23 protein-coding genes and 1 pseudogene are annotated in these 25,894 nt (G+C 74.3%); 10 read left to right on the forward strand and 14 right to left on the reverse strand.

Translation table 11 applies throughout. The features are described from left to right. Positions 1-150: 150 nt before the first annotated feature. Positions 151-1,656, reverse strand: coding sequence for an MFS transporter (locus ACH4PY_RS25870; protein WP_398187443.1), 1,506 nt, complete (start codon positions 1,654-1,656; stop codon positions 151-153). Positions 1,657-1,748: 92 nt separating this feature from the next. Here ACH4PY_RS25870 and ACH4PY_RS25875 point away from each other — a divergent pair, with 92 nt between their 5' ends. Further along, the gene (locus ACH4PY_RS25875) at positions 1,749-2,402 is read left to right on the forward strand and encodes a TetR/AcrR family transcriptional regulator (RefSeq protein ID WP_398187446.1); all 654 of its coding nucleotides are present in this window, start codon (positions 1,749-1,751) and stop codon (positions 2,400-2,402) included. A 22-nt stretch (positions 2,403-2,424) separates the two neighbouring features. Here the strand turns inward: ACH4PY_RS25875 and ACH4PY_RS25880 are convergent, their stop codons facing one another. Next, complete coding sequence (locus ACH4PY_RS25880) at positions 2,425-3,216, reverse strand: alpha/beta fold hydrolase (RefSeq protein ID WP_398187449.1); 792 nt, start codon at positions 3,214-3,216, stop codon at positions 2,425-2,427. 111 nt (positions 3,217-3,327) lie between these two features. On the opposite strand from ACH4PY_RS25880, the gene ACH4PY_RS25885 reads away from it, so the two are divergent. Further along, entirely contained in the window at positions 3,328-5,166 is a 1,839-nt protein-coding gene (locus tag ACH4PY_RS25885; protein ID WP_398187452.1) for a DUF2264 domain-containing protein, read from the forward strand. 3 nt (positions 5,167-5,169) lie between these two features. Here ACH4PY_RS25885 and ACH4PY_RS25890 read toward each other — a convergent pair whose 3' ends face one another. After that, positions 5,170-5,565: a cupin domain-containing protein gene (locus tag ACH4PY_RS25890; protein WP_398187455.1), complete on the reverse strand. Its 396-nt coding sequence runs from the start codon at positions 5,563-5,565 to the stop codon at positions 5,170-5,172. 52 nt (positions 5,566-5,617) lie between these two features. On the opposite strand from ACH4PY_RS25890, the gene ACH4PY_RS25895 reads away from it, so the two are divergent. The 4 genes from ACH4PY_RS25895 (at position 5,618) to ACH4PY_RS25910 (ending at position 11,767) form a co-directional block, all read left to right on the forward strand. Next, positions 5,618-6,580: a helix-turn-helix domain-containing protein gene (locus ACH4PY_RS25895; RefSeq protein ID WP_398187458.1), complete on the forward strand. Its 963-nt coding sequence runs from the start codon at positions 5,618-5,620 to the stop codon at positions 6,578-6,580. Positions 6,581-6,929: 349 nt separating this feature from the next. Further along, positions 6,930-7,910 (forward strand): 2,3,4,5-tetrahydropyridine-2,6-dicarboxylate N-succinyltransferase, encoded by a 981-nt coding sequence (gene dapD / locus ACH4PY_RS25900; protein ID WP_398187462.1) that lies wholly within the window; start codon positions 6,930-6,932, stop codon positions 7,908-7,910. A gap of 185 nt (positions 7,911-8,095) precedes the next feature. Then, positions 8,096-9,577, forward strand: coding sequence for a hypothetical protein (locus tag ACH4PY_RS25905; protein WP_398187465.1), 1,482 nt, complete (start codon positions 8,096-8,098; stop codon positions 9,575-9,577). A 687-nt stretch (positions 9,578-10,264) separates the two neighbouring features. Continuing rightward, positions 10,265-11,767, forward strand: coding sequence for an alkaline phosphatase PhoX (locus ACH4PY_RS25910; RefSeq protein WP_398187468.1), 1,503 nt, complete (start codon positions 10,265-10,267; stop codon positions 11,765-11,767). Between the two features lie 70 nt (positions 11,768-11,837). Here ACH4PY_RS25910 and ACH4PY_RS25915 read toward each other — a convergent pair whose 3' ends face one another. After that, positions 11,838-12,278 (reverse strand): MarR family winged helix-turn-helix transcriptional regulator, encoded by a 441-nt coding sequence (locus tag ACH4PY_RS25915; protein WP_398187471.1) that lies wholly within the window; start codon positions 12,276-12,278, stop codon positions 11,838-11,840. Between the two features lie 135 nt (positions 12,279-12,413). Here ACH4PY_RS25915 and ACH4PY_RS25920 point away from each other — a divergent pair, with 135 nt between their 5' ends. Further along, positions 12,414-13,340, forward strand: coding sequence for a zinc-binding alcohol dehydrogenase family protein (locus ACH4PY_RS25920; protein ID WP_398187474.1), 927 nt, complete (start codon positions 12,414-12,416; stop codon positions 13,338-13,340). 66 nt (positions 13,341-13,406) lie between these two features. Here ACH4PY_RS25920 and ACH4PY_RS25925 read toward each other — a convergent pair whose 3' ends face one another. From ACH4PY_RS25925 to ACH4PY_RS25955, 7 genes are all read right to left on the reverse strand, one after another. Next, a complete protein-coding gene (locus ACH4PY_RS25925) occupies positions 13,407-14,051 on the reverse strand; it encodes an HNH endonuclease family protein (RefSeq protein ID WP_398187477.1) in 645 nt (214 codons plus the stop codon). Positions 14,052-14,384: 333 nt separating this feature from the next. Beyond that, positions 14,385-15,581 (reverse strand): TerD family protein, encoded by a 1,197-nt coding sequence (locus ACH4PY_RS25930; protein WP_398187659.1) that lies wholly within the window; start codon positions 15,579-15,581, stop codon positions 14,385-14,387. A 75-nt stretch (positions 15,582-15,656) separates the two neighbouring features. Continuing rightward, positions 15,657-15,863, reverse strand: coding sequence for a DUF397 domain-containing protein (locus tag ACH4PY_RS25935; RefSeq protein WP_398187479.1), 207 nt, complete (start codon positions 15,861-15,863; stop codon positions 15,657-15,659). Positions 15,864-16,055: 192 nt separating this feature from the next. After that, the gene (locus ACH4PY_RS25940; protein WP_398187482.1) at positions 16,056-16,391 is read right to left on the reverse strand and encodes a hypothetical protein; all 336 of its coding nucleotides are present in this window, start codon (positions 16,389-16,391) and stop codon (positions 16,056-16,058) included. 237 nt (positions 16,392-16,628) lie between these two features. Beyond that, a complete protein-coding gene (locus ACH4PY_RS25945; RefSeq protein WP_398187485.1) occupies positions 16,629-17,606 on the reverse strand; it encodes a helix-turn-helix domain-containing protein in 978 nt (325 codons plus the stop codon). Positions 17,607-17,741: 135 nt separating this feature from the next. After that, complete coding sequence (locus tag ACH4PY_RS25950; protein ID WP_398187488.1) at positions 17,742-18,917, reverse strand: macrolide family glycosyltransferase; 1,176 nt, start codon at positions 18,915-18,917, stop codon at positions 17,742-17,744. 207 nt (positions 18,918-19,124) lie between these two features. Beyond that, a complete protein-coding gene (locus tag ACH4PY_RS25955; protein ID WP_398187662.1) occupies positions 19,125-19,763 on the reverse strand; it encodes a CatB-related O-acetyltransferase in 639 nt (212 codons plus the stop codon). A gap of 123 nt (positions 19,764-19,886) precedes the next feature. On the opposite strand from ACH4PY_RS25955, the gene ACH4PY_RS25960 reads away from it, so the two are divergent. Further along, entirely contained in the window at positions 19,887-20,648 is a 762-nt protein-coding gene (locus tag ACH4PY_RS25960; RefSeq protein ID WP_398187492.1) for an MgtC/SapB family protein, read from the forward strand. Between the two features lie 15 nt (positions 20,649-20,663). Here ACH4PY_RS25960 and ACH4PY_RS25965 read toward each other — a convergent pair whose 3' ends face one another. Then, a complete protein-coding gene (locus tag ACH4PY_RS25965) occupies positions 20,664-21,473 on the reverse strand; it encodes an NAD-dependent epimerase/dehydratase family protein (protein WP_398187495.1) in 810 nt (269 codons plus the stop codon). Positions 21,474-21,763: 290 nt separating this feature from the next. On the opposite strand from ACH4PY_RS25965, the gene ACH4PY_RS25970 reads away from it, so the two are divergent. Both ACH4PY_RS25970 and ACH4PY_RS25975 read left to right on the forward strand, forming a co-directional pair. Beyond that, on the forward strand, positions 21,764-22,696 hold the full coding sequence (locus ACH4PY_RS25970) for a 5-dehydro-4-deoxyglucarate dehydratase (protein WP_398187498.1): 933 nt from the start codon (positions 21,764-21,766) through the stop codon (positions 22,694-22,696). A 1-nt stretch (position 22,697) separates the two neighbouring features. Continuing rightward, positions 22,698-23,879: a hypothetical protein gene (locus ACH4PY_RS25975; protein WP_398187501.1), complete on the forward strand. Its 1,182-nt coding sequence runs from the start codon at positions 22,698-22,700 to the stop codon at positions 23,877-23,879. 256 nt (positions 23,880-24,135) lie between these two features. Here the strand turns inward: ACH4PY_RS25975 and ACH4PY_RS25980 are convergent, their stop codons facing one another. Next, the gene (locus ACH4PY_RS25980; RefSeq protein WP_398187504.1) at positions 24,136-25,032 is read right to left on the reverse strand and encodes a hypothetical protein; all 897 of its coding nucleotides are present in this window, start codon (positions 25,030-25,032) and stop codon (positions 24,136-24,138) included. Between the two features lie 206 nt (positions 25,033-25,238). After that, positions 25,239-25,736, reverse strand: a pseudogene (locus ACH4PY_RS25985) (SigE family RNA polymerase sigma factor); the annotation flags it as partial. Positions 25,737-25,894 lie beyond the last annotated feature (158 nt).

Genomic DNA, 25,894 nt, shown 5'->3' on the forward strand with positions numbered 1-25,894 from the left:
GGGGGTTCCTGGGGGGGGGGCCCCCCGGGGTGGGGGGGGGGGGGGGGGGGGGGGTTTTTTGGGGGGGGGGGGGGGCCCCCCCCCCCCCCCCGGGGGGGGGGGCCCCCCCCCCCGCCCCTGGTGCGTACCCCGCGCGGCACGCGTCAGCTCCTACGCCGCGGAGCGGCCGCGCTCGCGGATGGCGAGTGCCATCAGGCCCGCCGCCAGGCACAGCACGCCGGCCACGGCGAAAACCACGTTCGTGGCGTGCACGAACACCGCCGCCGCCGCCGCGGCCCGGTCGCCGCCACCTCCTACGGTCACGGCGCCCCCGGCGCCTTCACGTACGACGATCGTGCTGTAGAGCGCGAACCCGAACGACGTCCCCAGTTGCTGCGCAAACCGCAGGGACCCCGTCGCGACCCCCAGGTCCGCCGGGTCCACCGAACTCTGCATGTACTGCAGGCCCAGGCCGAGCGACTGCCCGACGCCGATGCCGAGCACGAAGCACCCGGCGCCGATGAGCCAGTAGCTGGTGCCCGTCCCTATCCCGCCGAAGGCGATGAGGACCGCGGCCTCGAACGTGCCCGCCGCCACCAGCAGGTACTTGAACTTGCCCAGCGTGTTGACGATGAGCCTCGCGACCGGCACGGACGCCAGGACGCCCGCGGCCGTGCACGCCGTGAGCAGTCCGGCGTGGCCGGTGCTGAGGCCGCGGCCGACCTGCAGGTAGCCGTTGACGTAGAACAGGCCGCCCGCCACGCCCGTCCCCGCGACCAGGGAGACGGGCATCATCATCCGGAAGACGGGGTTGCGCAGCAGGGTCAGTGAGACGAGCGGTTCGGGTGCGACGAGGCTGCGCCACACGAAGCAGCTCGCGAGGAGTACCGCGCCCGCGGCCAGCGCGGTGACGACGCCCGACGTCCACGCGTAGCGGCTGCCGCCCCACTGGGCGACCAGCAGCGCGCACGCCCCGAAGCCGCCGAGCAGTGCGGCGCCGAGGAAGTCGACGCGGCGCCGTACCGGGCGGGCGGGCAGCCGCAGCACGAGGGCGAAGACCACGAACGCGACGGCGGCGACGGGCAGGTTGAGCAGGAAGACCCAGCGCCAGTTCAGGCTGTCGGAGATGAGGCCGCCGAGTGTCGGCCCGAGGGCGAGGCCGATGCCGAACATGACCGCCGCGCCGATGCCGACGGCGCTGGAGGGTTTGACGGTACGGTCCGGGTCGCTGTCGTCCCTGTCGTCGAAGAGGGTGCCGGTGACGACGAGGGTGATCGCGGTGAGTCCGCCCGCGCCGAGCCCCTGCACGGTGCGGGCGGCGATGAGTTCGGTGAGGGTGCGGGACAGGCCGCAGCCGAGCGAGCCGACGGTGAAGAGTCCGAGCGCGGTGAGCAGCAGCGGCTTGGCGCCGTACTCGTCGGCGAGCCTGCCGTACAGCGGTACGACGATGCAGTCCGCGAGGGCGTAGCACGAGGTCAGCCAGGGCAGTTCGGCGATGCCGTGGACCGGGTCGAGGTCGGCGACGGTCTTCCACGCCACGGCGGACACGATGTTGATGTCCAGGATCGCCAGCAGCAGCACGGTGATGGCGGCCGCGCCCACCAGCCTGACCTGGCGGGTGCTCATCAGCAGGACCGGCCCGTCGTGGACGGGGGCCCAGGTGTTCTTGTCTCCCATGCGATTTACACTAGGTGTAAAAATGCTCGGAGACAATCTATGCAGTGAGTGCAATAATCAACCCGGGCGAACATTGCCGGTAGGATCCGGCCATGGCTGACGAACTGGGGCTGCGGGAGCGCAAGAAGCTGCGGACGGGCGAGCACATCTCCGAGACGGCGGTCGCGCTCTTCCTGCGGGACGGCTTCGACGGGGTCTCCGTCGCCGATGTCGCCGCCGCCGCGGAGGTGTCGAAGAAGACGGTCTTCAACTACTTCCCGACCAAGGAGGACCTGGTCTTCCACCCGCTGCGCGACCACATCGACGAGCCCGCGCGCGTCGTCAGGTCCCGGCGGCCCGGCGAGTCGCCGGTGGCGGCGCTGCGGCGGCACTTCCTCGCGGGCCTGGCCGCCGGGGACCCCAGCACCGGGCTCGCCGACTACCCGGAGTTCCTGGCCTTCCAGCGCATGGTCATGGCCGCGCCCAGCCTGAAGCTGCGGCTGATGGAGCAGTGGATCCTGAGCGAGGACAGCCTCGCGGAGGCGCTCGCCGAGGTCCTCTTCGCCGGGGACGGGGGTGTCGCGGGCGACCCGTCCCGGGGCATCGTGCCGCGCGCGCTCGCCGGTCAGACCCTCGCGGTGCAGCGGGCCCTGACGGTACGCAACCTGGAGCGGATGCTCGCGCGGGAGCGGGACCCGGACGCCCTCGCGCAGGCCACCGCGGAGGCGGAACTGGCCTTCGGGCTGCTGGCGAAGGCCTTCCCCTGACCCGGTCGGCGGGCGGGTCCGCTCAGTCGGCGAGCGTGTCGAGCAGGGCGGCCAGCTCCGCCGGTCCCTCGACGTGGGCCAGGTGCCCCTGGCCGGGCAGTTCGTGGACCGCCGCGCCCGGTACGAGCGCCCGGACGTCCTCGAACGCCGTCCCGTACGGCGGCAGGCCACGGTTGCGCGCGCCGACGATCAGGTCGACGCGCTCCGCCCGCCCGCCCAGGGCCCGCGGCTCCTCGGCGTTCAGCGCGGCGACCTCGGCGTACAGCGGCTCGCTGAGCCGGCGCAGCAGCTCCCAGGTGGGGCGGTCCGCGCGCAGCGCCTCGACGTAGGACGCGGAGAAGCCGGAGATCCGCCGGTTGACGATCTCCACCGCGCGGTCCAGGTCACCCGCCGCGTCCGCGGCCTTCAGCTCCTCCAGGGCGTCCGCGCCGAACGGCCGGACCACCGGCTCGTACCCGATCAGCCGCCGCACCGGGCGTTCCTCGGCGGCCAGCAGTGCGACGAGCGCCCCGTAGCTCCAGCCGAAGACCGCCCCCGGCTCGCCGAGCGCGTCGAGGACGGCGGCCAGGTCGGCGACCTCGGTACGCAGCGAGTAGTCGCCGGTCAGCGGCCCGGACGGGGTGCGGCCGCGCCGGTTGACGATCGCAGTCGAGGGCCATGCGGTGAGCGCGCCCACCACGTCCCGCCAGCCGGCGGCGTCGCTCATCACGCCGGGGAGCACGAGCAGCGCGGGCGCGCCCGGCTCCCCGTACACGTCGACCGTGACCCAACTGCCGCCGGACACCGTGACCTTGTGCCGTATCGCGTGCTCCATGCGGCCATTGTGCTGCACCCCTGCCGTGGCCGTGACGGCGGGAGGGGCGTTGACGTGGGCCGAAGGAGTTGCGAAAGTTGTCGCAACATCGGCGTCGGGAGGGCGGCCAGCATGGGCAGCGGTACGGATGGCGGGGCGTTCGGCGGCACGGGCGGCGGCGCGTCCGCACCCCCGCGGGCCGCGTCGGCGCGCGCGGAGATGCAGGCGTACGCGCGGGACCTGGCGGAAGCGCTGCCGCCGTACGCGAGCCCCGGCGGGGCCAGGATCCGGCTCGGCGTCAACATCGCCCACCACCCCGACACCGCCGCCGACTTCGAGGGCTACGCCCGCCCCCTGTGGGGCCTGGCCCCGCTCGCCGCGGGCGGCGGCGACTTCGCGCACTGGGACCTGTGGGCGCGCGGCCTCGCCGCCGGCACCGACCCCGCCCACCCCGAGTACTGGGGCGAGCCGCGCGACATCGACCAGCGCACGGTGGAGTCCGCCGCGCTCGGCTTCGCCCTCGCCCTCGCGCCCGACAAGCTCTGGGACCCGCTCAGCGGCGCCGAGAAGGACCGCGCGGGCGCCTGGCTCGCCCGCTTCGTCGACGCCCGCACCCCGGACAACAACTGGAACTTCTTCCCCGTCATGGTCTCGCTCGGCCTGGACCGGGTCGGCTACGCCCACGACCGCGACGCCCGGCACGCCCGCCTCGACCGGCTGGAGACCTACGCGCTCGCCGACGGCTGGTACGCCGACGGCCCCACCCCGCAGCGCGACTACTACATCCCCTGGGCCATGCACTTCTACGGCCTCATCTACGCCACCCTCGCCGGTGACGAGGACGCCGACCGCGCCACCCGGTTCCGGCAGCGCGCGGGGGAGTTCGCCCAGGGCTTCCGGCACTGGTTCGCCGACGACGGCTCCGCCGTGCCCTACGGGCGCAGCCTCATCTACCGCTTCGCACAGGGCTCCTTCTGGGGCGCCCTCGCCCACTCCGGCTCCGACGCGCTGCCCGCGGGCGAGGTCAAGGGCCTGCTCATGCGGCATCTGCGCTGGTGGCGCGACCGTACGGAGAGCATCGCCCCTGACGGGCTGCTCAGCATCGGCTACGGCTACCCGCAGCCCGCCGTCGCCGAGCAGTACAACGGGCCCGCCTCGCCGTACTGGGCGATGAAGGCCTTCCTGCCGCTCGCGCTGCCCGCCACCGACGCCTTCTGGACCGCGGACGAGCAGCCGCTGCCGGACGATCTGCCCGGCACCCTCGTCCAGCCGCCCGCGGGCGCCGTCCTGTCCCGCTCCGGCGGTGACGTCACGCTGCTCAGCGGGCTCCAGCAGAACACCTGGGCGCGCGGCGGCCCCGCCAAGTACGCCAAGTTCGCCTACTCCACGCGCTTCGGCTTCAGCCTCCCCGCCGGTGACCTCGGGCTCGTCCACGGGGCGTACGACTCCGTCCTCGCCGTCAGCGACGACGACGGCGAGCCCGTCCACTTCCGCGTCCGCGAGACGTGCGAGGAGTTCGAGGCCTCCGCCGAGGACGGCACCGTCCGCAGCACCTGGCGCCCCTGGGCCGACGTCGAGATCACCACCTGGCTCACCGCCGCCGGACCCTGGCACCTGCGCACCCACCGCATCCGCACCGGGCGCGCCCTGCACACCGCGGAAGCGGGCTTCGCCGTCGACCGCGACGGTACGGGCACGCGCCGCGAGACCGCCGAGGGCCGCGCCCTCGCCGCCGGACCCACCGGCGACCTCAGCGCCCTCGCCGACCTGCCCGAACCGGGCACCGCACCGCGCGAGGGCCACGTCGTCGAAGCGCTCCCCGGCACCAACGTGCTGGCCCGCCGCACCGCGATCCCCACCCTGCTGGCCCACCTCCCGGCGGGCGAGCACTGGCTGCGCTGCGCCGTCCTGGGGGCCGGGCCCGGGCAGGCGTCGGCCTGGGAGGCCGAGCCGCCCGCCGCGCGGCACTGACCGTCACAGCGCGAGGGGGTGACCGGTCGTGGCGTCCACGTGGTCCGGCACCTCCTCGTGGCTGTCGCCGACCGTGAGCGTGCCGGTCGGCTCCAGCACCATGATCGACGCGCCCTCCGCCGAGGACGGGCAGTGCTCGACGCCCCGGGGCACGGTGAAGACCGACCCCCGGGGCAGCACCACCGTGCGCTCGCCCGCCTCCTCGCGCAGCGCGATGCTCAACTCCCCGTCCAGGACCAGGAAGAACTCGTCCGTGTCGTGGTGCGCGTGCCACACATGCACGCCCCGCACCTTCGCGACCCGCACGTCGTAGTCGTTGACCCGCGTCACGATCCGCGGGCTCCACATGTCGTCGAAGGAAGCGAGAGCGGCGGCCAGGGCGGTGGGTTCAGTCGTCATGCCGATCATCCTCGGGGAGCGCGAACCGCCGCGGCAGTGCTAGGAATCGCACATGCCGCAAGGATCCTCGCACCGGGTCGTCGTCCTGGTCGACGACAACTCCAACCCCTTCGAACTCAGCTGCGCGATCGAGATCTTCGGCCTGCCCAGACCCGAACTCGGCCGCAATCTCTACGACTTCACGCTGTGCGCCGCCCGGCCGCAGACCCGCATGCGGGACGGCTTCTTCACCCTCGGCGGTGTCGCCGGACTCGACGCCGCCGACACCGCGGACACGCTCATCGTCCCCAACCGGCCCGACGTCGAGGCGCCCCGCCCCGCGCCCGTACTCGACGCGATACGCCGCGCGCACGCGCGCGGAGCCCGGATCGTCGGCTTCTGCAGCGGCGCCTTCACCATGGCCGAAGCAGGCATCCTCGACGGGCGCCGCGCCACCGCGCACTGGCGCTGGGCGCACCTCTTCCGCGCCCGCTTCCCCGCGGTACGGCTCGAACCCGACGTGCTCTTCGTCGACGACGGCGACATCCTCACCGCGGCGGGGAGCGCCGCCGCGCTCGACCTCGGACTGCACGTCGTACGCCGCGACCACGGCGCGGAGATCGCCAACGCGGTGAGCCGGCGGCTCGTCTTCCCCGGCCACCGGGACGGCGGACAGCGCCAGTTTGTCGAACGCCCCGTGCCCGAACTGCGCGACCAGTCGCTCGGACCCGTCCTGGCGTGGGCCCTCGAACACCTCGACGCGCCGCTGACCGTCGCCGACATCGCCGGGCGCGCGGCCGTCAGCCCCGCGACGCTGCACCGCCGCTTCCGGGCGCAGCTCGGGACGACGCCGCTCGCCTGGCTCACCGGCGAGCGCGTCGCCCTCGCCTGCCGGCTCATCGAACGCGGCGAGCCCCGCCTCGACGTCGTCGCCCGCCGGGCCGGCCTCGGCACGGCCTCCCACCTCCGCGAGGTGCTCCGCCGGGTGACGGGACTCTCCCCCTCCGCGTACCGCTCCCGCTTCGGCGCGGCGTGAGGCCGCCCCGGGCTGCCCCTTGCGGTGGTCCGCGCGACCGTCCGCCGGTGGGTGGTTGCGCGCGCAGCAGTTCCCCGCGCCCCTGGTGTGTTGCCCTGCGCGGCATGGGCCAAGCGTTTCAGGGGCGCGGGGAACTGCGCGACAAGCCCCCACCGGGGGAAAGGCGATATGCCGCGCCAAGTGGCAATCACCTGGGGGCGCGGGGAACTGCGCGCTCAGCTCACCACCGGGGGATGGCCGCGCGGGCCACCGCAAGAGGCACCCCGGGGCGGAGGGGGCGGGGCCCGGAAGGGCCTGGTCGCGGCGGGCCGGGTGCGGGGACGGGCACGGCAACCGCTAGCGTCGGGGTATGAATGACTTCCGCGCCACCGGCGCCATCAGCGCCGGCCTCGCCACCGTCGCCGACGACGGCACCGTGCTCGACACCTGGTACCCCGCCCCGCAGCTCACCGCGGAGCCGGGCCCCGCGGGCACCACGCGGCTGACCGCGGACGAGGCCGCCGAGGCCCTGGGGAGCGCGGCGCCCGCCGCGCTGGGCCCCGACCCGCGCCGCGGCGTCGAGGTGATCGCCGTCCGTACCGTCATCGCGTCCACGGACGACAAGCCCCTCGACGCGCACGACGCGTACCTGCGGCTGCACCTGCTCAGCCACCGCCTGGTCCGCCCGAACCAGCAGAATCTCGAAGGGCTCTTCGGCGTCCTGGCCAACGTCGCCTGGACGTCGATCGGCCCGGTCCCGGTGCCGCGGCTGGAGGCGGCCCGCCTCGCCGCCCGCACCGAGGGCCTGCACCTGTCGGTGTACGGCGTGGACAAGTTCCCCCGGATGACGGACTACGTCGTCCCGTCCGGCGTGCGCATCGCCGACGCCGACCGGGTCCGCCTCGGCGCGCACCTCGCGTCCGGCACGACCGTGATGCACGAGGGCTTCTGCAACTTCAACGCGGGCACCCTCGGCTCGTCGATGGTGGAGGGCCGCATCTCGCAGGGCGTCGTGATCGGCGACGGCTCGGACATCGGCGGCGGCGCGTCCATCATGGGCACCCTGTCCGGCGGCGGCACGCAGATCGTCTCGGTCGGCGAGCGCTGCCTGCTGGGCGCCGAGTCGGGGCTGGGCATCGCGCTCGGCGACGACTGCGTGGTCGAGGCCGGCCTCTACGTCACCGCCGGTACCCGTCTGACGCTCCCGGACGGGGAGATCGTCAAGGCCGTCGAGCTGTCCGGCGCGGACAACCTCCTCTTCCGCCGCAACTCCACCACCGGCAAGGTCGAGGTCCTCCCGCGCACCGGCTCGTGGGGCGGCCTGAACGCGGTCCTGCACAGCCACAACTGACCCGCCCGCCGCGCCCGCGGCCCGGTCCCACCGCCCGCCGCCGGGCCGCGCCCGCGCGGCCGCACGGGGGTGGTGTTCCGGTTCGCGGGCGGGCCGGGGCGGTCCCACCCCCTAGGCTGAGGGGGAGCAGGGCGGTGCGGGTCGCCGCCGACGATGTGGCCGAACGCCGAAGGGGAGCCGTCCCGATGTCCGCAAGTCCTTTCGTCCTGCCGCCGGTGCGGCTGCTTCCCGCCGGTGATCTCGCCCGGTCGGCGCTGGACGTGCCGCTGCTGGCGCGGGCGCTGCGGCTGGCCCGGTGGGCCGGGTCCGAGCGGGCGGTGGACGCGATGGGGGAGCTGCTGGAAGCGGATCTCGTCGCCGCCGCCGAGGAGTTGGGGTTCTCCGCGGAGGATTCCGACGTGCTCGGTGAGACCGCGCAGGCGTGGGCCGCCGCCGTCGACTCCGGGCTGCTCGCCCTGGAGATCGAGGAGGAGGCCGAGGAGTCCACCCCGCAGGGTGAGGCCGCCGGGCGCGCGGTGCCGGGCGAGTCCTTCGAGGCCGTCGCCGCCGGTGAGGTGCAGGAGGTGCTGGACGCGTGGCTCGCGACCGCCGAGTCCGCGCTCGCCGAAGCCGCCGCCCCCGACCTGGAGAGCCTCTACGACGCCGAGGACGGTGAGCCGCCCGCCGACCGGCCCGACTGGGACCCGGAGGAGGAGGCCGACTTCCTCGACACGGCCCTCGCCAACCTCTACACCCTCGCCGCCCTCGACGACGGCACCGAATCCGTGCAGGGCGCCGTACCGCTGCCCGTCCTCGCCGCGTCGCTCGTCGTGCCCGACGAGATGGAGCAGCCCAGCGACGCCGTCCTCGAAGAGGTCACCGAGGTCATGCTGCGCCTCGACGACCACTTCCGGCTGCTCGCCCCGACCGGGCTCGTCGACTACCAGCCGCTCGACGACGCCCTCATCGAGGACGAGGACGAGCCCGGAATCCCCGAGTCCGGCGGTGACCTCGACCCCGACGAGATCTCCCGCTACGGGCTCGTCCGGCTCACCCCGCTCGGCGTCTACGGCCTGCGGCAGCTCCTGCTGGACGCCGGCGCGTCCGCCCCCGTCGTCGGCGACCTCGCCGAGGCCTCCGGCTCCGAACTCCTCGACGCGCTCGCGAGCTACCCCGACCAGCTCGCCCGGGCCGAGGCGGAGGGCTGGCTCGCCGACCGCAAGCCCGCCGAGGCGGCCCGCGAGCTGCTCGCCGCCGCCCGCGGCACGGACGAGGGCGGCCCCTCCCGGCGCCTCATGTGCCAGCAGACCCTCACGCTCGTCGGGGCCGGCGCCGAACCCGCGCTCCGCGAGGTCCTCGACGACCGCCAGCTCGGCGGGCTCGCCCGCGTGTGGCTCACCGAGAGCGGTGCGGGGGATGTGCCGGCGCCCGACCCGGAGATGGTGTACTGGCTCACCGTCGACACGCTGGCCGCGCAGCTCGCCGCGGGCGACGACCACGAGCTGCTCGCGGAGCTGGTCGCCGATCTCGTCGCCCGGCACGACGGCTTCTTCGACGCGGCCTGGCGCGTCGACCACCCCGCCGCGGCGGATGTCCTGGAGGCGATGGGGCAGTTGCACCCGGATCGCCGGGCGGCGAAGGCTGCGCGCAAAGCGGCGTTCAAGGCCCGCTCGCGCGAGGCCCACTGACCTCGCCCCGCGGGGCGCCGCCCCCTCCTCGGAGGATGAGCGTTCTCCGCCGCGCGGATGCGGAAGTCGCTGCGGCTGCGCCGCCGGGCAACCATCAGGGGCGCGGGGAACTGCGCGGCCCGCCCCCCACCGGCCGGTGGTCCGGATCGGACCGAAGAGACCCTTTGGGTCGGTATCCGACCCGCGCCCCCGGTGGGGGCTGGGGGCACCTCCCAGGCGAAGCTCTGGGGGAGCGCAGTTCCCCGCGCCCCTAAAAACGCTCGCCCCGCGGCGCGGTCGTGCCCTGAAACGCGTGACCAGCGGCGCAGCTGCGCCCTGGAAACGGGAGCCCGCTGCTGCCCCCGGCAGTAAACGCTCGCCCCGCAGCGCAGCCGTGCCCTGAAAATGCGTGCCCGAGGCGGAGGCCCCCCGGCGGGGGCGGCTCGGCCCGCGGCGTACGCGTGCCCTGAGGGCGGGTGCCCGCGGCGTACGCGTGCCCTGCGGGCGACGGCCCTGGACGGTAGCGCTGGCCCCACGCAGGGGGGACTTGAATCGGGCTTTGCGAATTCTTGGGGTCACCATGAAGCAGACCCCCACCGTACGCGCAGCGTTCATGCGGGGTTGGCCCCCGGCGGGAACCGTGGCGGCCGCAGGCAAGAGGACGCACGCGGCGCGCGGGTGCCGCGGAGGCGAGACAAGGGGATCACCGTGCCGCTCAGCCGCAGGGATTTCGTTCAGCGTTCGGCGTTCACCGGGGCCGGCATCGCCCTGGCGGGTGCCGTCGACGTACTGGCCACCGCTCCCGGCGCGCTCGCGTCGGACGCGCACGGCCACGACGGTCACCACGGCCACGGCCACGACCACGGGCACGCGCCCGAGCTGGGGTACGGGCCGCTGAAGTCCGACCCCGCGGGCCTGCTCGCGCTGCCCGCGGGCTTCTCGTACCGCGTCGTGACGCGTACGGGGACGACGACGCTGGACTCCGGCGAGACGACGCCGTCCAATCACGACGGCACCGCCGCCTTCGCGGGCAGCCGGGGTGCGACCCTGCTGGTCAACAACCACGAGATCGGCGGCCCGCTGGCGAAGGCGCCGTATCCCGTGCCGCATGCCGCGGACCTGGTGTACGACCCCGCGGCCGCGGGCGGCTGCACGGTCGTGGAGGTGCCCCAGCACTGGCGCGGTGACGAGGGCGGGCGTGGCAAGGGCCACGCGGACGCGGTCGGCGAATGGGTCGGCATCGCCGGCACGTCCACCAACTGCGCGGGCGGCGCGACCCCGTGGGGCACGTGGCTGACGTGCGAGGAGACCGAGGACCGGGCCGGTCAGAACGGCATGACCAAGGACCACGGCTACGTCTTCGAGGTCGATCCGCACGACCGGCACGCCAACCGTCACCCCAAGCCGATCCGGGCGCTGGGGCGTTACGCGCACGAGGCCGTCGTCGTCGATCCCAAGCGCGGCCACATGTATCTCACCGAGGACGCCGCCGGTCCCAACGGCCTGCTCTACCGCTGGACTCCGCCGCACGGCTTCCACCACGGCCGCGGCCGGCTCGCGACGCTCGGCGACACCGACGGCGTGCTCCAGGCCTTCCGCTGCTTCGACGCCAAGGGCCACTTCGTCGACGACCTGTCGCGGGCGACCGTGATCGGCACCCGCTACGGCGTGGACTGGGTGGACGTCCCGGACCGTGACGCGAAGACCACCTCGGTGCGCAAGCAGTTCACCGAGGGCCAGGTCACCCGCGCCCGCAAGCTGGAGGGCATGTGGTGGGCGGACGGCGGCACGTACGTCGTCTCGTCCTTCGCGCGCGAGGAGAGCCCGGTGCGGCACGACGGCGCCGTGTGGTTCTACGACCCGGCCCGCCGCACGCTCACCCTCAAGGTGCTGCTGGGCGTCAACACCGCGCCGGAGCAGGACGGGGCGTTCGACGGCCCGGACAACATCACCGTCTCGCCGTACGGCGGCCTGATCATCGCCGAGGACGGGGTGGGCGTGCAGCACCTGTTCGGCGCCCTCGACGACGGCCGGACCTACCCGCTGGCCCGCAACGAGCTGAACATCGGCACCGAGGAGGAGCCGGAGTTCAGCGAGTTCACCGGGGTGACCTTCTCGCCCGACGGCGGCACGCTCTTCGCCAACATCCAGACCCCCGGCATCATGGTCGCGATCACCGGCCCGTGGCGCCGCCGGCGCGCCCGGGGCTGACCGCGCCGAACGACCGACGGCCGCCCCGGAGTTCGCCGCCGGGGCGGCCGTTCGCGTGCCCGCCGCCGGGTCACGCCACGCCGCTGACCCGCCGCAGCATGTCGAGGAACTGCGCCCGTTCGGCGGGGGAAAGGGGTTCCAGCAGCCGGTCGTTGGCCTCCTGGCCGGCCACCGTGCAGGCGCGCAGGCGCTGTTCGCCCGCCGCGGTGAGGCGCACCGCGTTCTTGCGGCGGTCGGCCGGGTCGGGCGCGCGGACGACGAGGCCGGCCGCCTGGAGGTCGTTGAGGACGCCGACCACGTCCTTGGGGTCGAGGGCGACGGCCCGGCCCAGTTCGGCCTGGGCGACCGGTCCGAGGTCGGCGAGGGCCGACAGGACCACGTGGTGCCACATCTTCGTGTCGTGCTGCGCGAGCGCGTCCGCGACCAGTGCCCGTCCGCGGGCCGCCGCCCGTCCGAGCAGCCAGCTGGGGAGGCCGCGGATGCTGCTGGGGGCCTGCGGGTTCTCCGTCATGCCCGGCAGCATACGAGAAAACGTTGGACATCCCCACGGTTTTCTGGATACCGTTGGGACATCCAATGGATTTCACCGGTCACGACGGTCGTCACGACGGTCGTACACGACTGTCACCACGGGGGTCGATCGCGCATGCGGCGCATACGGTACGGACACGGCGGCGAGCAGGACGGCGGGCTCTTCCTGGAGGAGGTCCCGGTCCCGGTGCCCGCGCCCGGCGAACTGCTGGTCGAGGTCGCGGCGGTGGGCGTCACGCTCCCCGTCGTGCGCAAGGTGCGCGCGGGCGGCCCGCCGGTCCCGCTGGGCGGCGAGGTCGCGGGCGAGGTCGTCGGGGTGGGCGAGGGCGTGACCGCGTTCGCGCCCGGCGACCGCGTCACCGGCCTGTGCTTCGGCCACGGCTACGCCGACCAGGCGCTGCTCGACTCCGCGATGGCGGTGCGGATCCCGGACGGCGCCACCGCGCGCGACGCGGTCGCGCTGGTGCGCAGCGGGGTCGTGGCGCTCGGTGTGCTGGCGGCGGGGCGGGTCGCGGCGGGCGAATCGGTGCTGGTCACCGCGGCTGCGAGCGGGGTCGGCCATCTCGCCGTGCAGCTCGCCCGGTTGCGGGGTGCGCGGCGCGTCGTGGGGGCGGTGGGCGACCCGGCGAAGGCCGCTTTCGTCCGCTCGCTCGGCGCCGACGACGTGGTGGTCTACGGGGACGAGAGCTGGGGCGAGCCGTACGAGGCCGTACTCGACGCGGTCGGCGGGGAGTTGCTGGGGCCCGCGGTGCGCGCGCTCGCGCCCGGCGGGCGGCTCGTCGCGTACAGCTCGGGCGGCGGCACGATCGAGGCCTACGACCTGCTGGCGGGCGGCAAGTCGGCGATCGGCTTCCAGATCGCGCTCGTGGCGAGGACCCAGCCGGAGCGGTACGCGGGCTGGGTGCGGGAGTTGTGGCGGCTGTTCGCGGAAGGGGCGCTGCGGCCCGCTGTGCACGGGGAGTTCGCGCTCGCCGACGCGGCGCGGGCGCACGCGGTGATCGAGGCCCGGGGGAACCGCGGCAAGGTCGTGCTCGTGCCGTGAGGCTTCTGGGGTGTCACGGCCGCCCCGGGTACGCCGCCGGGGAGGCCGTGACGTGTCTGCCCCGTGTCAGCAGCCGTTCAGGATCGAGCTGAGCTTGGTCTTCTCGGCGCTGTCCACGGTGAGACCGTAGTAGTGCTTGACCTGCACCCACGCGCGCGCGTACGTGCACTGGAAGGACGCCTGCGGCAGCCACTCGGCCGGGTCGCGGTCGCCCTTGGAGCGGTTGGAGGACGCCGAGACGGCCAGCAGCTGCGGGCGCGTCACGTCGTTGGCGAAGGCCTGCCGCTGCGCGGTGGTCCAGGCCCAGGCGCCGGAGCCCCAGGCCTCGGCCAGCGGCACGAGGTGGTCGATGTCGAAGGAGGACGCGTTGGTCGTGGTCGCCCCGTCGTAGACGCTCGTCCAGGTGCCGGACGTCGCCTTGCAGGAGCTGTCGGTCGTCACACCGCTGCCGTCCCGCTTCAGGACGTACTCGCGGGTGTCGCAGGTGCCCGAGATGGTGATCCAGGTCGGGAAGAGGTCCCGGTCGTAGGTCGAGGCGTGCGTCTCGGCGGTGGCCGTCATCCCGGAGAGGTAACTGCGGGCGGTGGAGGCGGCGATGGGAGTGGGCAGGGCGGCCGAGGCGCTGCCGCTGCCGGCCAGCAGGGCGGTCGCGGCGAGCGCGGCGGTGGCGGCGGTGGCGGCTATGCGGCGGGCGAGGCGGTTAGCGGGCATGGCTGAGCGCTCCCGTGACTAGGGGGGTTGAGGGTGAGGGGGCGTACTCACACCAGCGTCCCGGCCCGGGGTCTATGCGGGTAGATGCTCAGCGGTAAAATTTAGGTGGCCATGACACTACGGGGGGTGTCCGGGCCCCGGCGCACAACCGGACGGTCCAGTTCCGTAAGTGGAATCGGACCGTCCGGTAGGTGTGGCGGCGCGTCAGGAGCGCCGGGGCGCGGGCGCGTTCGGCGGGGCTCGCCGGGGTGCGCGGGCGCCCTCGCGCCGCACGCCGGAGCGCTTGGGCGCGGGCCGCTCGGTGCGGAGCCTTTCGGCGCGGCCCCGCGTCCGTCAGAGCGCGGCGGCGCCCGGCTGGACGAGGGCCCGGGCGGTCTGCCCGTCCGCGAAGGTGCCCAGCGCCGTCATCTCCCACTCGCCCGAATACTGCCGGACGAGCTTGGCCATCAGCACGCCCGTGCGCGGCTCGCCGCCGGTCAGGTCGAAGCGGACCAGCTCCTCGCCGGTGGAGTCGTCCAGCAGCCGGCAGTACGCCTTGGCGACCTGGTCGAAGGTCTGCCCCGAGTAGGAGTTGACGGTGAAGACCAGGCCGGTCGCGTCCTGCGGGAGACGGCCGAGGTGGACGACGATCGTCTCGTCGTCGCCCGAGCCGTGGCCCGTCAGATTGTCGCCGGAGTGCTTGATCGCGCCCTTCTGGGCCTTCTTGTGCCCGAAGTAGCACGTCTCCAGGTGGTTGCGCTGCGGACCGTAGACGATGACCGACGCGTCCAGGTCGATCGCCGGGCCGCCGTAGGCGGGCTCCCAGCCGAGGCCCATCCGGACGGAGGAGAGCAGCGGCTTGCCCGCCTTGACGAGGGAGACCGTCTCGTTCTTGCGGAGGTTCACCCGGCCCTTGTCGAGGTTGATACGGCCGGGCGCGGCCGGCGGCGCGGGCGGCATCGCCGGGGGAGCGGACGGCGGGGGCGGCAGATGCGTGGCCGCCGGGCCTGCGGGCGGCGCCTGCGGTGCTTGCGGTGCTTGCGGTGCTTGCGTGGGGGGCTCCTCGACGCTCACGCCGAAGTCGGTGGCGATGCCCGCGAGCCCGTTCGCGTACCCCTGCCCCACGGCGCGCACCTTCCAGGCGCCGCCCCGGCGGTAGACCTCGACGACGACCAGGGCCGTCTCGGGCCCGAGCCCGGTGGGGGAGAAGGTGGCGATCACGGCGCCGTCGTCGGCGCCGCGCACGGTGGCGGTCGGCGTCGTCCCGGCGAAGGCGCCGCCGCCGTCGATGCTCGCCGTGACGACGATCTTCTCGATGCCGGCGGGCACCGCGCCGGTGTCCACGGTGATGGCGTCGGGCGCGCCGCCCCCGCCCGCGCGGTGCGTCACCCCCGGGCCGCCCTGCGGCTGGTTGTAGAAGACGAAGTCGTCGTCGGAGCGCACCTTGCCGTCGCCGGTGAGCAGCAGGCCCGAGACGTCCAGCCGCACCGGCGCGCTGACCTCGACGGTCACACGGGGCACGGACAGCGGCACATTCGAGCCGGGGGTCATTACGGTCATGCCCGCACTAACGCGTCAGCGGCCTTTGCGGTTCCATTACCCGCACCCGTCCGGGTACGACCCTCCCTACGCCGTGAGGCCGCCCCCTGCCGCCGCGCGGACGAACCCGGCGAACGCCTCCGCCGGGAAGAGCAGGGCCGGACCGTGCGGGTCCTTGCTGTCCCGGACCGCCCGGCTGCCGTCGGGGAGGACGGCGACCTCGACGCAGTCGCCGTTGTTGCCGGAGCAGGAGGACTTGACCCAGTCCAGTCCGATGCCCTCGCGCTCGCTCACGCCCCAGCGCCGAGGGCCCCGCGCTGGTCTTCCAGGCGTCGGCCTGGGCCGCGTTCGTCGCCGACGTCAAGGCGGGCCGTATCGCCGGAGGGGCACCTCGGCGCGGCGGGCCCGCCCGGTGTGGCGGAAAGCCCGCGCCCCGGTCCCGGGGGGTGGGAGCGGGGCGCGGGGATCAGGGGCCGGGTTGCCGGGTCAGTCCCACCAGCCCACGTCGTAGACGGTGTACCAGTCGCTGCCCGACTGGTAGGCGGGGACGTTGACGCCGACCATGCCCTCCTGCATGTTGTTGCAGTTCCAGTTGTAGACGTCGGTGTAGATGTAGAGCCGGACCTGGCCCTTCCACCACCAGCCGGTGAAGTGGTTGTCAGTGGTGGGTGTCGAGAAGCAGTGGCTGACGGTGTTGCCGTTCTGGTCCGGGCCCACGACGTACACCGAGTAGACCATGTGCTCGCTGTCGTAGAACCTGAGCTGCTGGCCGTTGGTCCCGGCGGACGCGGTCCCAGCACTGCTGACGACGGTGGCGGCCATGATTCCCAGCGTTACCGCGACGGAGGCTGCCCATGTGCCGAGGGATTTCCTTTTCATCGTGCTTCCCCATTTTTTTCTCGCCGGGGGCCGTGGTCGCCACGGCTGGCGCATGGCCGGCTCCCGGTTCCGGTCGGTCCCGAGCCTAGGGACGGGGGGATCTTGCAGGTGTGCCGCGCGTGCAGTGCTCCTTGACGATGCGTGCAGGGGCGGGTGACGGCGCGGCCACCCGCCGGGCCGTCACGCGCGGGGTGGGCCGGACTGCTCCGCCGCCGCGCGGTAGGCCTGCGGGGTCGTGCCGTACGCGGCGCGGAAGGCGCGGCTGAAGGCGGCCGCGTTGCCGAAGCCCCAGCGGGCGCCGATGACGTGGACGGGGTGGCGGCGCAGCTGGGGGCGGGCCAGGTCGGCGCGGCAGCGCTCCAGCCGGCGGCGGCGGATCGAGGCCGCGACGCCCTCGCCGCGCGGTCCGCGGGCGTGCTCCTGGAAGAGGGTGTAGAGGCCGCGCAGCGAGATGTGGTGGTGCTCGGCGATGACCCGCGGGGTCAGGTCCGGGTCCGCGAGGTTCTGCTCGATGAAGGCGTCGATCCGGCGGAGCAGGACGTGGGTCCTGGTGGCGGCGGGCGGTTCGGCCTCGGTGCCGAGCTGCTGGACCAGGCACGAGGTGGCCAGCTCCACCGCCATGCCGCCGAGCCGGTCCAGGTCCTGGGCGCGGACGTCGGGGGCGTTCCCGGCGACGGCGAGCAGGAACTGCGCGAGGACCGCGCCCATGCCCGCGTCACCGCCGACCCGGCGGGCCAGCAGCCGGTCGACCTGGCGGCCGGCCAGCGGCAGGTCCGCCTTGGGTATCTGGAGGACGAGCGCCTCGACGCCCGCGCCGTCCAGGCCCGAACGGGACTCGTAGGGCCGGGAGGTGTCCCACAGCACCATGTCCCCGGAACGCAGCTCTGCCTCACCGCCGCTCTGCGCGTACCAGGCCGAACCCCGGGTCACCAGGCCCAGTTGGTACTGCTCGGGGTCCCCGCGGCGGATCAGCGCGGGGGTGCGCCGGGAGTGGAGTGGCGAGAAAGCGAACCGGGACAGCTGTGCGGCGCCGAGGTCCAGGAACGCGCCCTCGGCGTGGAAGGCGGCAAGGTCGGGGGCGGAGAAGGCCGAGGGCATGAGGGAGTTGGAGATCGTCTCCACGAACCAGTCGAACCTGTCCGGCGCCGGCACGTCCACCGCCGTCACCCCGTGCCACATCCCCCGACCCCCGTCCTTCGCTTCCCCGTCCCGGGCGCGACACTGCCCGGACGACTACGCAGTCTGCCCGACGGGCCCGGGCTTTCCCCGGACCCACCGGGTGTGACCTGGCGCTCAGTTCAGCATGGCCTCCACCAGGTCGGCGGCCCGCGCGGTGCCGCCCTCGGCGCCGGCGGCGGCCCGCAACTCCCCGCTGCGGCGGGCCACTTCCGGGTCGGAGGTCAGGGCGAGCAGGGCGGAGCGCAGCGCGGGCGCGGTCGCGTCGGCGGTGTCGAGGCGGCGGGCGACGCCCAGTTCGACCAGGCGGTCGGCGTTCATGAACTGGTCGGCGGCCTGCGGTACGGCGATCATCGGGACACCCGCGAGCAGCCCCTCGCTGCACCCGCCCATGCCCGCGTGCGTGACGAACGCGTCCGCCTGCGCCAGGACGGCCCGCTGCGGGACCCAGGGGTGCACCTCGGTGTTCGCCGGGATCGGGCCGAGGGCGGACACGTCGGTGTGCCGGCCGACCGACAGGACGACGTGCCAGCCGGGCAGGTCGCCGTACGCGGCCAGGCACCGCCGGTAGAACTCCGGCTGCCGGGTGAACGCCGAGCCCAGCGACACCAGCAGGACGCGGGCCGCGCCCGCCGGGCGGGTCCAGGTGCCGGCGTCCTCCGCCGCGTCGAAGCACGGGCCGACGAAGGTCACCGCCCCGGTGTCGACCCGGTCGGCGTGCGGCTGCATCGCGCGGGTGATGAGCGCGAGCGCCCGTGCGGGGTGGCCGCAGAAGGCATCCACGTCGGCGGTGACCGCCCCGCACTCCGCGAGCCAGCGGGCGAACCGCTCCCGGTACGCGGCCGCGCCCGGCAGTTGCCGCAGGTGGACCGCGACGTCCTGCTCGTAGCCGTCCCAGCCGACGAACGTCGGCGACAGTTGCATCAGCGGCCGCCCCTGCGCCTCGGCGAGGGCGCGCGCGGCGTAGGCGCCGATGTCGTACAGGTAGAGGTCCGCCGGGTCGGCGTCGTAGAAGGCGCGCAGCCGGGGCAGCGCCTGCTCCGCGTCGTCGAGGAAGAGGGCCGCCGCGGCGATGGGGTCCTCGGGCCAGTTGTTGTCGGCGAAGGGCAGCACGGAGGGGCAGGACACCGGTTCGGCGCCGGTGGCGGCGACCAGGTCGGCCACGGCGGGGTCGTTGGCGTACGTCACGCGGTGGCCGCGTGCGACCAGCTCGCGGATGACGGCGAGGCTGGGCAGGACATGGCTGACGAGGGGGACACCGATCATCGCGACATGGGCGCGGCGACGGGACATGGATGATCAACTCGCTTCAGGTCTACGGCGGATGGGCACGGCACGCCCGCGCGCCGGCCCCTCGACCGGTCGTCCGGGAGCGGGCCGCGCGCATGCGGGTGTGCGACGGGGAGCCGGGGCGCTGCCCCGCCCCGCGTCAGCCGTAGAGCTGGTGCATGAAGAACATGCCCCGGAGCGTAACCGTGCTCCGGCGAGGGCGCACGCGGATTACCGGGGCGCGGCCGCCTCCAGCTCGGCGACGCTGCCCGACATGATCGTCCGGACGTGGGCGGTGATGTGGTCGAGGGGCCAGTCCCACCAGGCCACCGCGAGCAGCCGGGCGACGTCGTCCGCCGGGTGGCGGGTGCGCAGGAGGCGGGCCGGGTTGCCGCCGACGATGCCGTAGTCGGGGACGTCGGCGGTGACGACGGCGCCGGTCGCGACGATCGCGCCGTGGCCGATGCGCACCCCGGGCATCACCGTGGCGCCGTGGCCGAACCAGACGTCGTTGCCGACGACGGTGTCGCCGCGCGAGGGCAGGCCGGTGAGCAGGTCGAAGTGCTCGGCCCACGAGCCGCCCATGGTGGGGAAGGGGAAGGTCGAGGGGCCGTCCATCCGGTGGTTGGCGCCGTTCATGATGAACCGCACTCCCGTGCCGAGCGCGCAGAACCTGCCGATGACGAGCTTCTCCGGCCCGTAGTGGTAGAGGACGTTGCGGGTCTCGAACGCGGTCGGGTCGTCCGGGTCGTCGTAGTACGAGAACTCCCCGACCTCGATCAGCGGGGATGTCACCAGCGGTTTGAGCAGCACCACCCGCGGCTGTTCCGGCATCGGGTGGAGGACGGTCGGGTCGGCGGGTACGGGCAGGGGCACGGTGTTTCCTCGTCGTTCGGCTGCGGGGGTCCGCACCATGATCGCCAGGACGCGTGCCGCGCGACACCCGTTTACGGGGCCGCCGGGTCCGCGGGGCGGGGGAGTAGCGTGGGTCAGATGCACACCTTGCAACCTGCGGCGTCAGTTGTGTGGGATCCGGGCGGCGGTCAGGGGGTGCGGCAGCTCGGCGAGTTGGGGCTGGCGCTCGTGCTCTCGACGCTCATCGGGCTGGAGCGGGCGGTCCAGCAGAAGAGCGCGGGGCTGCGCACGCACACCCTGGTCGGTGTCGGGGCCGCGCTCTTCATGGAGGTCTCGCAGCACGGCTTCGGCACCGTGCTGGGCCACGACGGCGTGGTGCTGGACCCGTCGCGGATCGCCGCGCAGGTCGTCAGCGGGATCGGCTTCATCGGCGGCGGGCTGATCTTCGTACGCCGGGACGCCGTACGGGGGCTGACGACCGCGGCGACCATCTGGCTGACCGCCGCCATCGGCATGGCCTGCGGTGGCGGCCTGGTGCTGCTCGCGGTCGCGGCGACCGCCGCGCACTTCCTGGTGGTGCGGGTCTTCCCGCTGGTCACCGCGCGCTTCCCGGCGGTCGCCGGACCCGGGCAGACGGACTTGCGCATCTCCTACCAGGTCGGCACCGGTGTGCTCGCGCGCATCCTGGAGCGGTGCACGCAGGCCGGTTTCCGGGTCGTGGAGGTGCGCGTCGACCGGGCGCCGTGGGCCGACCGGGAGGACGGGCGGGGCGGCGCGGGCGCGGCGGAGGTCGCGCTGTCGGTGGAGGGCACGGGTGACGTCCCGTTGCTGGTGACGGAGCTGTCCGAGATGCCGGGCGTCGTCGGGGTGTCCTCGCCCGCCGAGGACTCCGACTACTGACGCCCCCCCGGGGGCTCAGTACGGCCAGATGGGCGGCTCGGTGCAGAAGGCGCCGCCCAGGTGGGCGTGCGCCGGGTCGTCCGGGTCCAGCTCGCCCTGCTCGGCGATCAGCCGCGCGGCGAAGACCTCGGAGTCGTCCTGCGGCTCGTAGCCGAGGGCGCGGGCAGGGGCGAGGTCCCACCACAGGCGGGTGTTGGCGGAGCTGCCGTAGACGACGGTGTGGCCGTTGACGTCGGCGGTCAGGGCGGCGTGCAGCAGGCGGGCGCCGTCGGCGGGGCTCATCCACACCGACAGGGCCCGTACGGTGGCGGGTTCGGGGAAGCACGAGCCGATGCGGATCGAGACGGTCTCGATGCCGTGCCGGTCGGCGTAGAGCTGGGCCAGGTCCTCGCCGAAGCACTTGGACAGGCCGTAGAAGGTGTCGGGGCGGCGCGGGGTGCCGATCGGGATGAGCGGGTCGTCGCCCTGCGGGCGCGGGGTGTAGCCGACCGCGTGGTTGCTGGAGGCGAAGACGACGCGGCGCACGCCCTCGGCGCGGGCGGCCTCGTAGAGGTTGTAGGTGCCCTCGATGTTGGCCTTGAGGATCTTGTCGAAGGTGGACTCCAGCGAGATGCCCGCCAGGTGCACGATCGCGTCCACCCCGCGGACGGCCTCGCGCAGCGCCTCGGTGTCGGCGAGGTCGGCGGTGATCGCGCCGGGCTCGCCCTCGACCGGCAGCATGTCCAGGAGCCGCAGCTGGTAGCCGTAGGAGGGGAGCAGGCCCCGCATGAGGGTGCCGAGGCCGCCGGCGGCGCCGGTGAGCAGAATGGTGCGGGGAGCGGTCATGGCGGGTCTCTCCTCGGTCTCACCGGCCGCTGGGGCCTGGGGGTGCGCGGGTGGTACGGGGGCGGTGCGGTGCGGTCCGCGGGGGTGCCGCGGGCGGCCCCGGACGGCGCCCGGCGAGTATATCCGTGGCCCTGGTTCATGGATATGGACATCGATCAGGCTGCCCCGGACCCTTCTGACCTGCGTCCGTCGGCTTGACCCGCGCACGGATGCTCGCTTAGCGTGGCAGCGTTCACGAATATGGACGTGAATCAGATGAGCGCACAGATCCGGACCTTCAGGGGGACCAGATGACCGCACCCTCACTCGCCGAGCGTCTCGACGGCCTGCTGTTCTTCCCCGTGACGGCCTTCGGTCCGGACGGCGCCCTGGACCTCGACGCCTTCCGGGCCCATGTCCGCGCGGGGGTGGACGCCGGTGCGGCGGCCGTCTTCGCCTGCTGCGGCACGGGCGAGTTCCACGCGCTCACCCCCGCCGAGTTCGGCGCGTGCGTGGCCGCCGCCGTCGAGGCGGCCGGCGGGCGCGTCCCGGTCCTCGCGGGCGCGGGGTACGGCACCGCGCTCGCCGCCGAGTACGCCGCCCTCGCCGAAGCCGCCGGCGCCGACGGGCTGCTGGCCATGCCGCCGTACCTGGTCGTCCCCGACCAGGAGGGCCTGCTGCGGCACTACACCGCGCTCGCCGCCGCCACGAGCCTGGACGTCATCGTCTACCAGCGCGACAACGCCGTCTTCACCCCCGGCACGGTCGTCGAACTCGCCAAGGTGCCCAACATCATCGGCCTCAAGGACGGTTACGGCGACCTCGACCTGATGCAGCGCATCATCAGCGCGGTGCGCACCGAACTGCCCGCAAGCGGCTTCCGCTACTTCAACGGCCTGCCCACCGCCGAACTCACCGGCCCGGCCTACCGCGGCCTCGGCGTCACCCTCTACTCCTCGGCCGTCTTCGCCTTCTCGCCGGAGATCGCGCTGGCCTTCCACCGCGCCCTCACCACCGGCGACGACGCCACCGTCGACAGGCTCGTGGACGGCTTCTACCGCCCGCTGGTCGACCTGCGCAGCAAGGGCCGCGGCTACGCCGTCTCGCTCGTCAAGGCCGGGGTGCGGCTGCGCGGCCTGGACGTCGGCGAGGTCCGCCCGCCGCTGAGCGAACCCGCGCCCGCGCACATCAAGGAACTGGCCGAACTCATCGAGCGCGGCACCGCGCTGCTCGGGGAGCGCTGACATGCGTGCCTCCGCCTTCGTCTACCCCTGGGACGTCAACGGCGACCCCGCCGCCGCCGAGCGCATCGCCGGACTCGGCGTCGCCCAGGTGACCCTCGCCGCCGCCTACCACTCCACCCGCGCGCTCACCCCGCGCCACCCGCGGCACCGGGTCGTCACCGCCGAGCACGCCGCCGTGCTCTACCCGCCCGACGAACGCCGCTGGCAGGACCGCGAACCGCGGCCCTACCCGGCCGGTGCGTGGGCGCCCGGCGACGCGTGGGGGAGCGCCGCCGAGGCGCTGCGCGCGGCGGGCCTGGAGGTGCACACCTGGGTCGTGCTCGCGCACAACTCCCGGCTGGGCGCCGAGCACCCGGACACCTCCGTCGTCAACGCCTACGGCGACCGCTACCCGTGGGCGCCCTGCATCGCGCAGCCCGCCGTCCGCGGCTACCTGCTCGACCTCGCCGCCGAGGCCGCGGTACGCCCCGGCGCCGCGGGCACCGAACTGGAGTCGCTCGGCTGGTACGGGCTCGCGCACCTGCACGCCCACGACAAGATCGGCGGGGTGCCGCTCGCCGACGCCGGGCAGTACCTGATGTCGCTGTGCTTCTGCCCCGCCTGCCGCGCCGGTTACGCCGGACTCGGCGCCGACCCGGACGAACTCGCCGCCGCCGTAAGGGCCGCGCTCGCCCCCGTGTGGGCCGGGGAGGCGGACGGCGCCGCCGGGATCGAGGCGCTGCTCGGCCCGCGGTGGACCGAGCTGACGCTGAACTGGCGTACCCGGACCGCCGGTTCGCTCCAGGAGCAGGCCGTGGCCGCGGTACGGGCCGCCGCCGCGCCCGGCTTCCAGGTGCTGCTGCACGCCGACCCGGTGCCGTACCGCTGCGGCGCCAACGCCGGGGTGGACGTCCCGCGGATCCTGGCCCAGGCGGACGGCCTCGTGCTGCCCTGTCCGGGCGGCCCGGCGGGCGCCGCGGGGCGGGCGGCGGTGCTCGCGCCCGTCGCCGCGGAAGCCGGGACGGACACGGTGGTGGCCGCCAACTTCACGATGGTGTCCGGCATGGGCGGCAGCCCCGGCACGCTGGCCGCCGACGCGGCGCACGCCGCCGAGCTGGGCGCGACCCAACTGCGGCTCTATCACGCGGGGCTGGCGAGCCAGGCGGATCTGGCGGCGGCCCGCGCCGCCCTGCACACGGGTTGATCGTGTGCAGGGCGGGGGATGACCGGGGAGCGGCGATCATGGGGGTACCGCCGCGCCCCGGAGCTTCTCCTGAGGGGGAAGCGTGCTGGGCCGTGCACCCCCAAGTCGCCGCCGGGGCGCGGGAGGTTGCCGTGGATCGGCAAAATATTTCCGGCAGATTTCCCCGCACCGCGGTTGCGCCGTCCGCGCCCTCGCGCAAGTGCCGCCACAGGTGCCGAACACCCCCGAAACGCCCGCGGCCGGGTGCCCGCAGCGGTCAGAATCCGCCGCCGACGGTCACCGGACCGCCCGACGCGTAGCCGACGGTGGCGGTGTAGCGGTCGCCGTCCGTACCGCCCTGCCCGGGGTCGTGGGTGAACTGCCCGGCGAAGGTGTACGTGTCCGCCGGGAGGGTCTGGCCCGCCGCGAGCGTCCAGCGGTAGACGATGACGTCCGCCTCCGTCGACACCTTGACGCTCACCTGCGTGGCGTCGGTCCACGACGCCGAGTACGTCTCGCCGTTGACCCGGGCGATCCGCAGCTCCACGGTCAGCGAGGTGATGGGCTTCTGCGACGTCAGCGTCACGTCGCTCTCCGTCCAGTACGAGTCGCTGTTCGACCCGAGCACACCGTTGGACTGGAGCGGCCCGCTGCCCTGCGGCAGGCCGGTGCCCCCCGTCGAGGGCGCGCCGGAGGAGTGCGGGGGTGAGCCCGGAACGCTCGGCGGCGGTGCCTGGAGCGGGGGCGAGACGGTCGCGCCGTGGCCCGAAGTGCTGTGCGGTCCGGGTGACTTGTGATGCGTGGGGGCCGTGGTGGGGTGCCGCTGGACGGGCACCCGGTGCTCGCCGCCGGTGGCACCCGGGGCGGTCGGGGAGGGGCGTCCGGTGTCGGCGCTGTCCGACGTCACCGAGGAGTGGCCCGGCTGGCTGGCGCCGGTGACGGCGCCCACCGCGAGGCCGCCGATGCCGATCGCGCCCGCCACGGCCGCGGTCACCGCGGTGACCCGCATCCACGGCGCCGCCGTCGGCCGGTCGTGGCCGCGCGCCGCGGACTCGGGCACGTCGTTGCCGGTGCCGTCGGCGGCCATCGCGTGCTCGACGCGGGCCAGCATGCGTTCCCTGTCGGGCCGGTGGGCGTGCGCGGCCTCCCGCAGCCGCTCCGGCAGATCGGTCATCACAGTCCCCGTCCCGTACGAGTACGAGTACGAGCCACATGACCCGCCGCACCCAGCAGTTGTGCCCCCGGACCCATGTCGCCCGGGGAGCCGCCCGCCGCGCCGACCGGGGTGTCCGGCCGTGCGGTGCGCGGCATCCGCGCCGGGCCCGCGGGACCGCTCGCGGCCGCCGGATCCGGCCCCTGCACCGTACCGGCTTCGGGTGGCCGGGGTTGCAGCAGCCTTTCCAACTCCGCGATGCCGCGGGACGTCTGGCTCTTGACGGTGCCCACCGAGATGCCCAGCGCGTCGGCGGTGTCCCGCTCCGACAGGTCGAACGCGTGCCGCAGCACCACGCACGCCCGCTTGCGGAACGGCAGCCGCTGCAAGGCCTCCCGCAGGTCCAGCACCGCCGGAAGGTCGGGCCCGTCGGTGCGTTCGGGCCGCTGCGACCAGAAGAGGGCCACCCGGCGCCGCTCGCGCACCGCGCTGCGGATCCGGGAGCGGGCGAGGTTCGCCACCACACCGCGCGCGTACGCCACCGGGTGCTCGGTCGTCCTGACCCGGTCCCAGCGGCGCCACAGGGCCACCAGCGCGTCCGCCGCGAGGTCGTCGGCGGCATCCGCCTCGCCCGTCAACAGGTGTGCCAGCCGGGAGAGTTCGGCGTAGTGCCGTTCGAAGAACGCGTGGAACGCGGCGGAATCGTCGTCGACGGCAGTGCCCACGGTCACCTCTTCCTGCCCGGACCTCCCCGCCACGGCGCGGCGAGAGCGTAGCAGCGGGAAGAGGCTCTGGGCAGAGGTTGGGAATCATCGATTCCCGGCGGTAACCGCTGGTGAACGCGGGGTGATGGAGCGTGCGCGGGGCGCTGCCGGAGGCCTGT

The organism is Streptomyces sp. NPDC021224, assembly GCF_044332905.1.
Taxonomy (GTDB): Bacteria; Actinomycetota; Actinomycetes; order Streptomycetales; family Streptomycetaceae; genus Actinacidiphila.

Excerpts from the sequence above, each read along its gene's own strand:
- ACH4PY_RS25880 (WP_398187449.1), bottom strand. The coding sequence starts at position 3,216 with ATGGAGCACGCGATACGGCACAAGGTCACGGTGTCCGGCGGCAGTTGG.
- ACH4PY_RS25875 (WP_398187446.1), top strand. The coding sequence starts at position 1,749 with ATGGCTGACGAACTGGGGCTGCGGGAGCGCAAGAAGCTGCGGACGGGC.
- ACH4PY_RS25940 (WP_398187482.1), bottom strand. The coding sequence starts at position 16,391 with ATGGCCGCCACCGTCGTCAGCAGTGCTGGGACCGCGTCCGCCGGGACC.
- ACH4PY_RS25925 (WP_398187477.1), bottom strand. The coding sequence starts at position 14,051 with ATGCCCGCTAACCGCCTCGCCCGCCGCATAGCCGCCACCGCCGCCACC.
- ACH4PY_RS25895 (WP_398187458.1), top strand. The coding sequence starts at position 5,618 with ATGCCGCAAGGATCCTCGCACCGGGTCGTCGTCCTGGTCGACGACAAC.
- ACH4PY_RS25975 (WP_398187501.1), top strand. The coding sequence starts at position 22,698 with ATGCGTGCCTCCGCCTTCGTCTACCCCTGGGACGTCAACGGCGACCCC.
- ACH4PY_RS25915 (WP_398187471.1), bottom strand. The coding sequence starts at position 12,278 with ATGACGGAGAACCCGCAGGCCCCCAGCAGCATCCGCGGCCTCCCCAGC.
- ACH4PY_RS25905 (WP_398187465.1), top strand. The coding sequence starts at position 8,096 with ATGTCCGCAAGTCCTTTCGTCCTGCCGCCGGTGCGGCTGCTTCCCGCC.
- ACH4PY_RS25980 (WP_398187504.1), bottom strand. The coding sequence starts at position 25,032 with ATGACCGATCTGCCGGAGCGGCTGCGGGAGGCCGCGCACGCCCACCGG.
- ACH4PY_RS25965 (WP_398187495.1), bottom strand. The coding sequence starts at position 21,473 with ATGACCGCTCCCCGCACCATTCTGCTCACCGGCGCCGCCGGCGGCCTC.
- ACH4PY_RS25890 (WP_398187455.1), bottom strand. The coding sequence starts at position 5,565 with ATGACGACTGAACCCACCGCCCTGGCCGCCGCTCTCGCTTCCTTCGAC.
- ACH4PY_RS25970 (WP_398187498.1), top strand. The coding sequence starts at position 21,764 with ATGACCGCACCCTCACTCGCCGAGCGTCTCGACGGCCTGCTGTTCTTC.
- ACH4PY_RS25885 (WP_398187452.1), top strand. The coding sequence starts at position 3,328 with ATGGGCAGCGGTACGGATGGCGGGGCGTTCGGCGGCACGGGCGGCGGC.
- dapD (WP_398187462.1), top strand. The coding sequence starts at position 6,930 with ATGAATGACTTCCGCGCCACCGGCGCCATCAGCGCCGGCCTCGCCACC.
- ACH4PY_RS25960 (WP_398187492.1), top strand. The coding sequence starts at position 19,887 with ATGCACACCTTGCAACCTGCGGCGTCAGTTGTGTGGGATCCGGGCGGC.
- ACH4PY_RS25920 (WP_398187474.1), top strand. The coding sequence starts at position 12,414 with ATGCGGCGCATACGGTACGGACACGGCGGCGAGCAGGACGGCGGGCTC.
- ACH4PY_RS25950 (WP_398187488.1), bottom strand. The coding sequence starts at position 18,917 with ATGTCCCGTCGCCGCGCCCATGTCGCGATGATCGGTGTCCCCCTCGTC.
- ACH4PY_RS25930 (WP_398187659.1), bottom strand. The coding sequence starts at position 15,581 with ATGACCCCCGGCTCGAATGTGCCGCTGTCCGTGCCCCGTGTGACCGTC.
- ACH4PY_RS25870 (WP_398187443.1), bottom strand. The coding sequence starts at position 1,656 with ATGGGAGACAAGAACACCTGGGCCCCCGTCCACGACGGGCCGGTCCTG.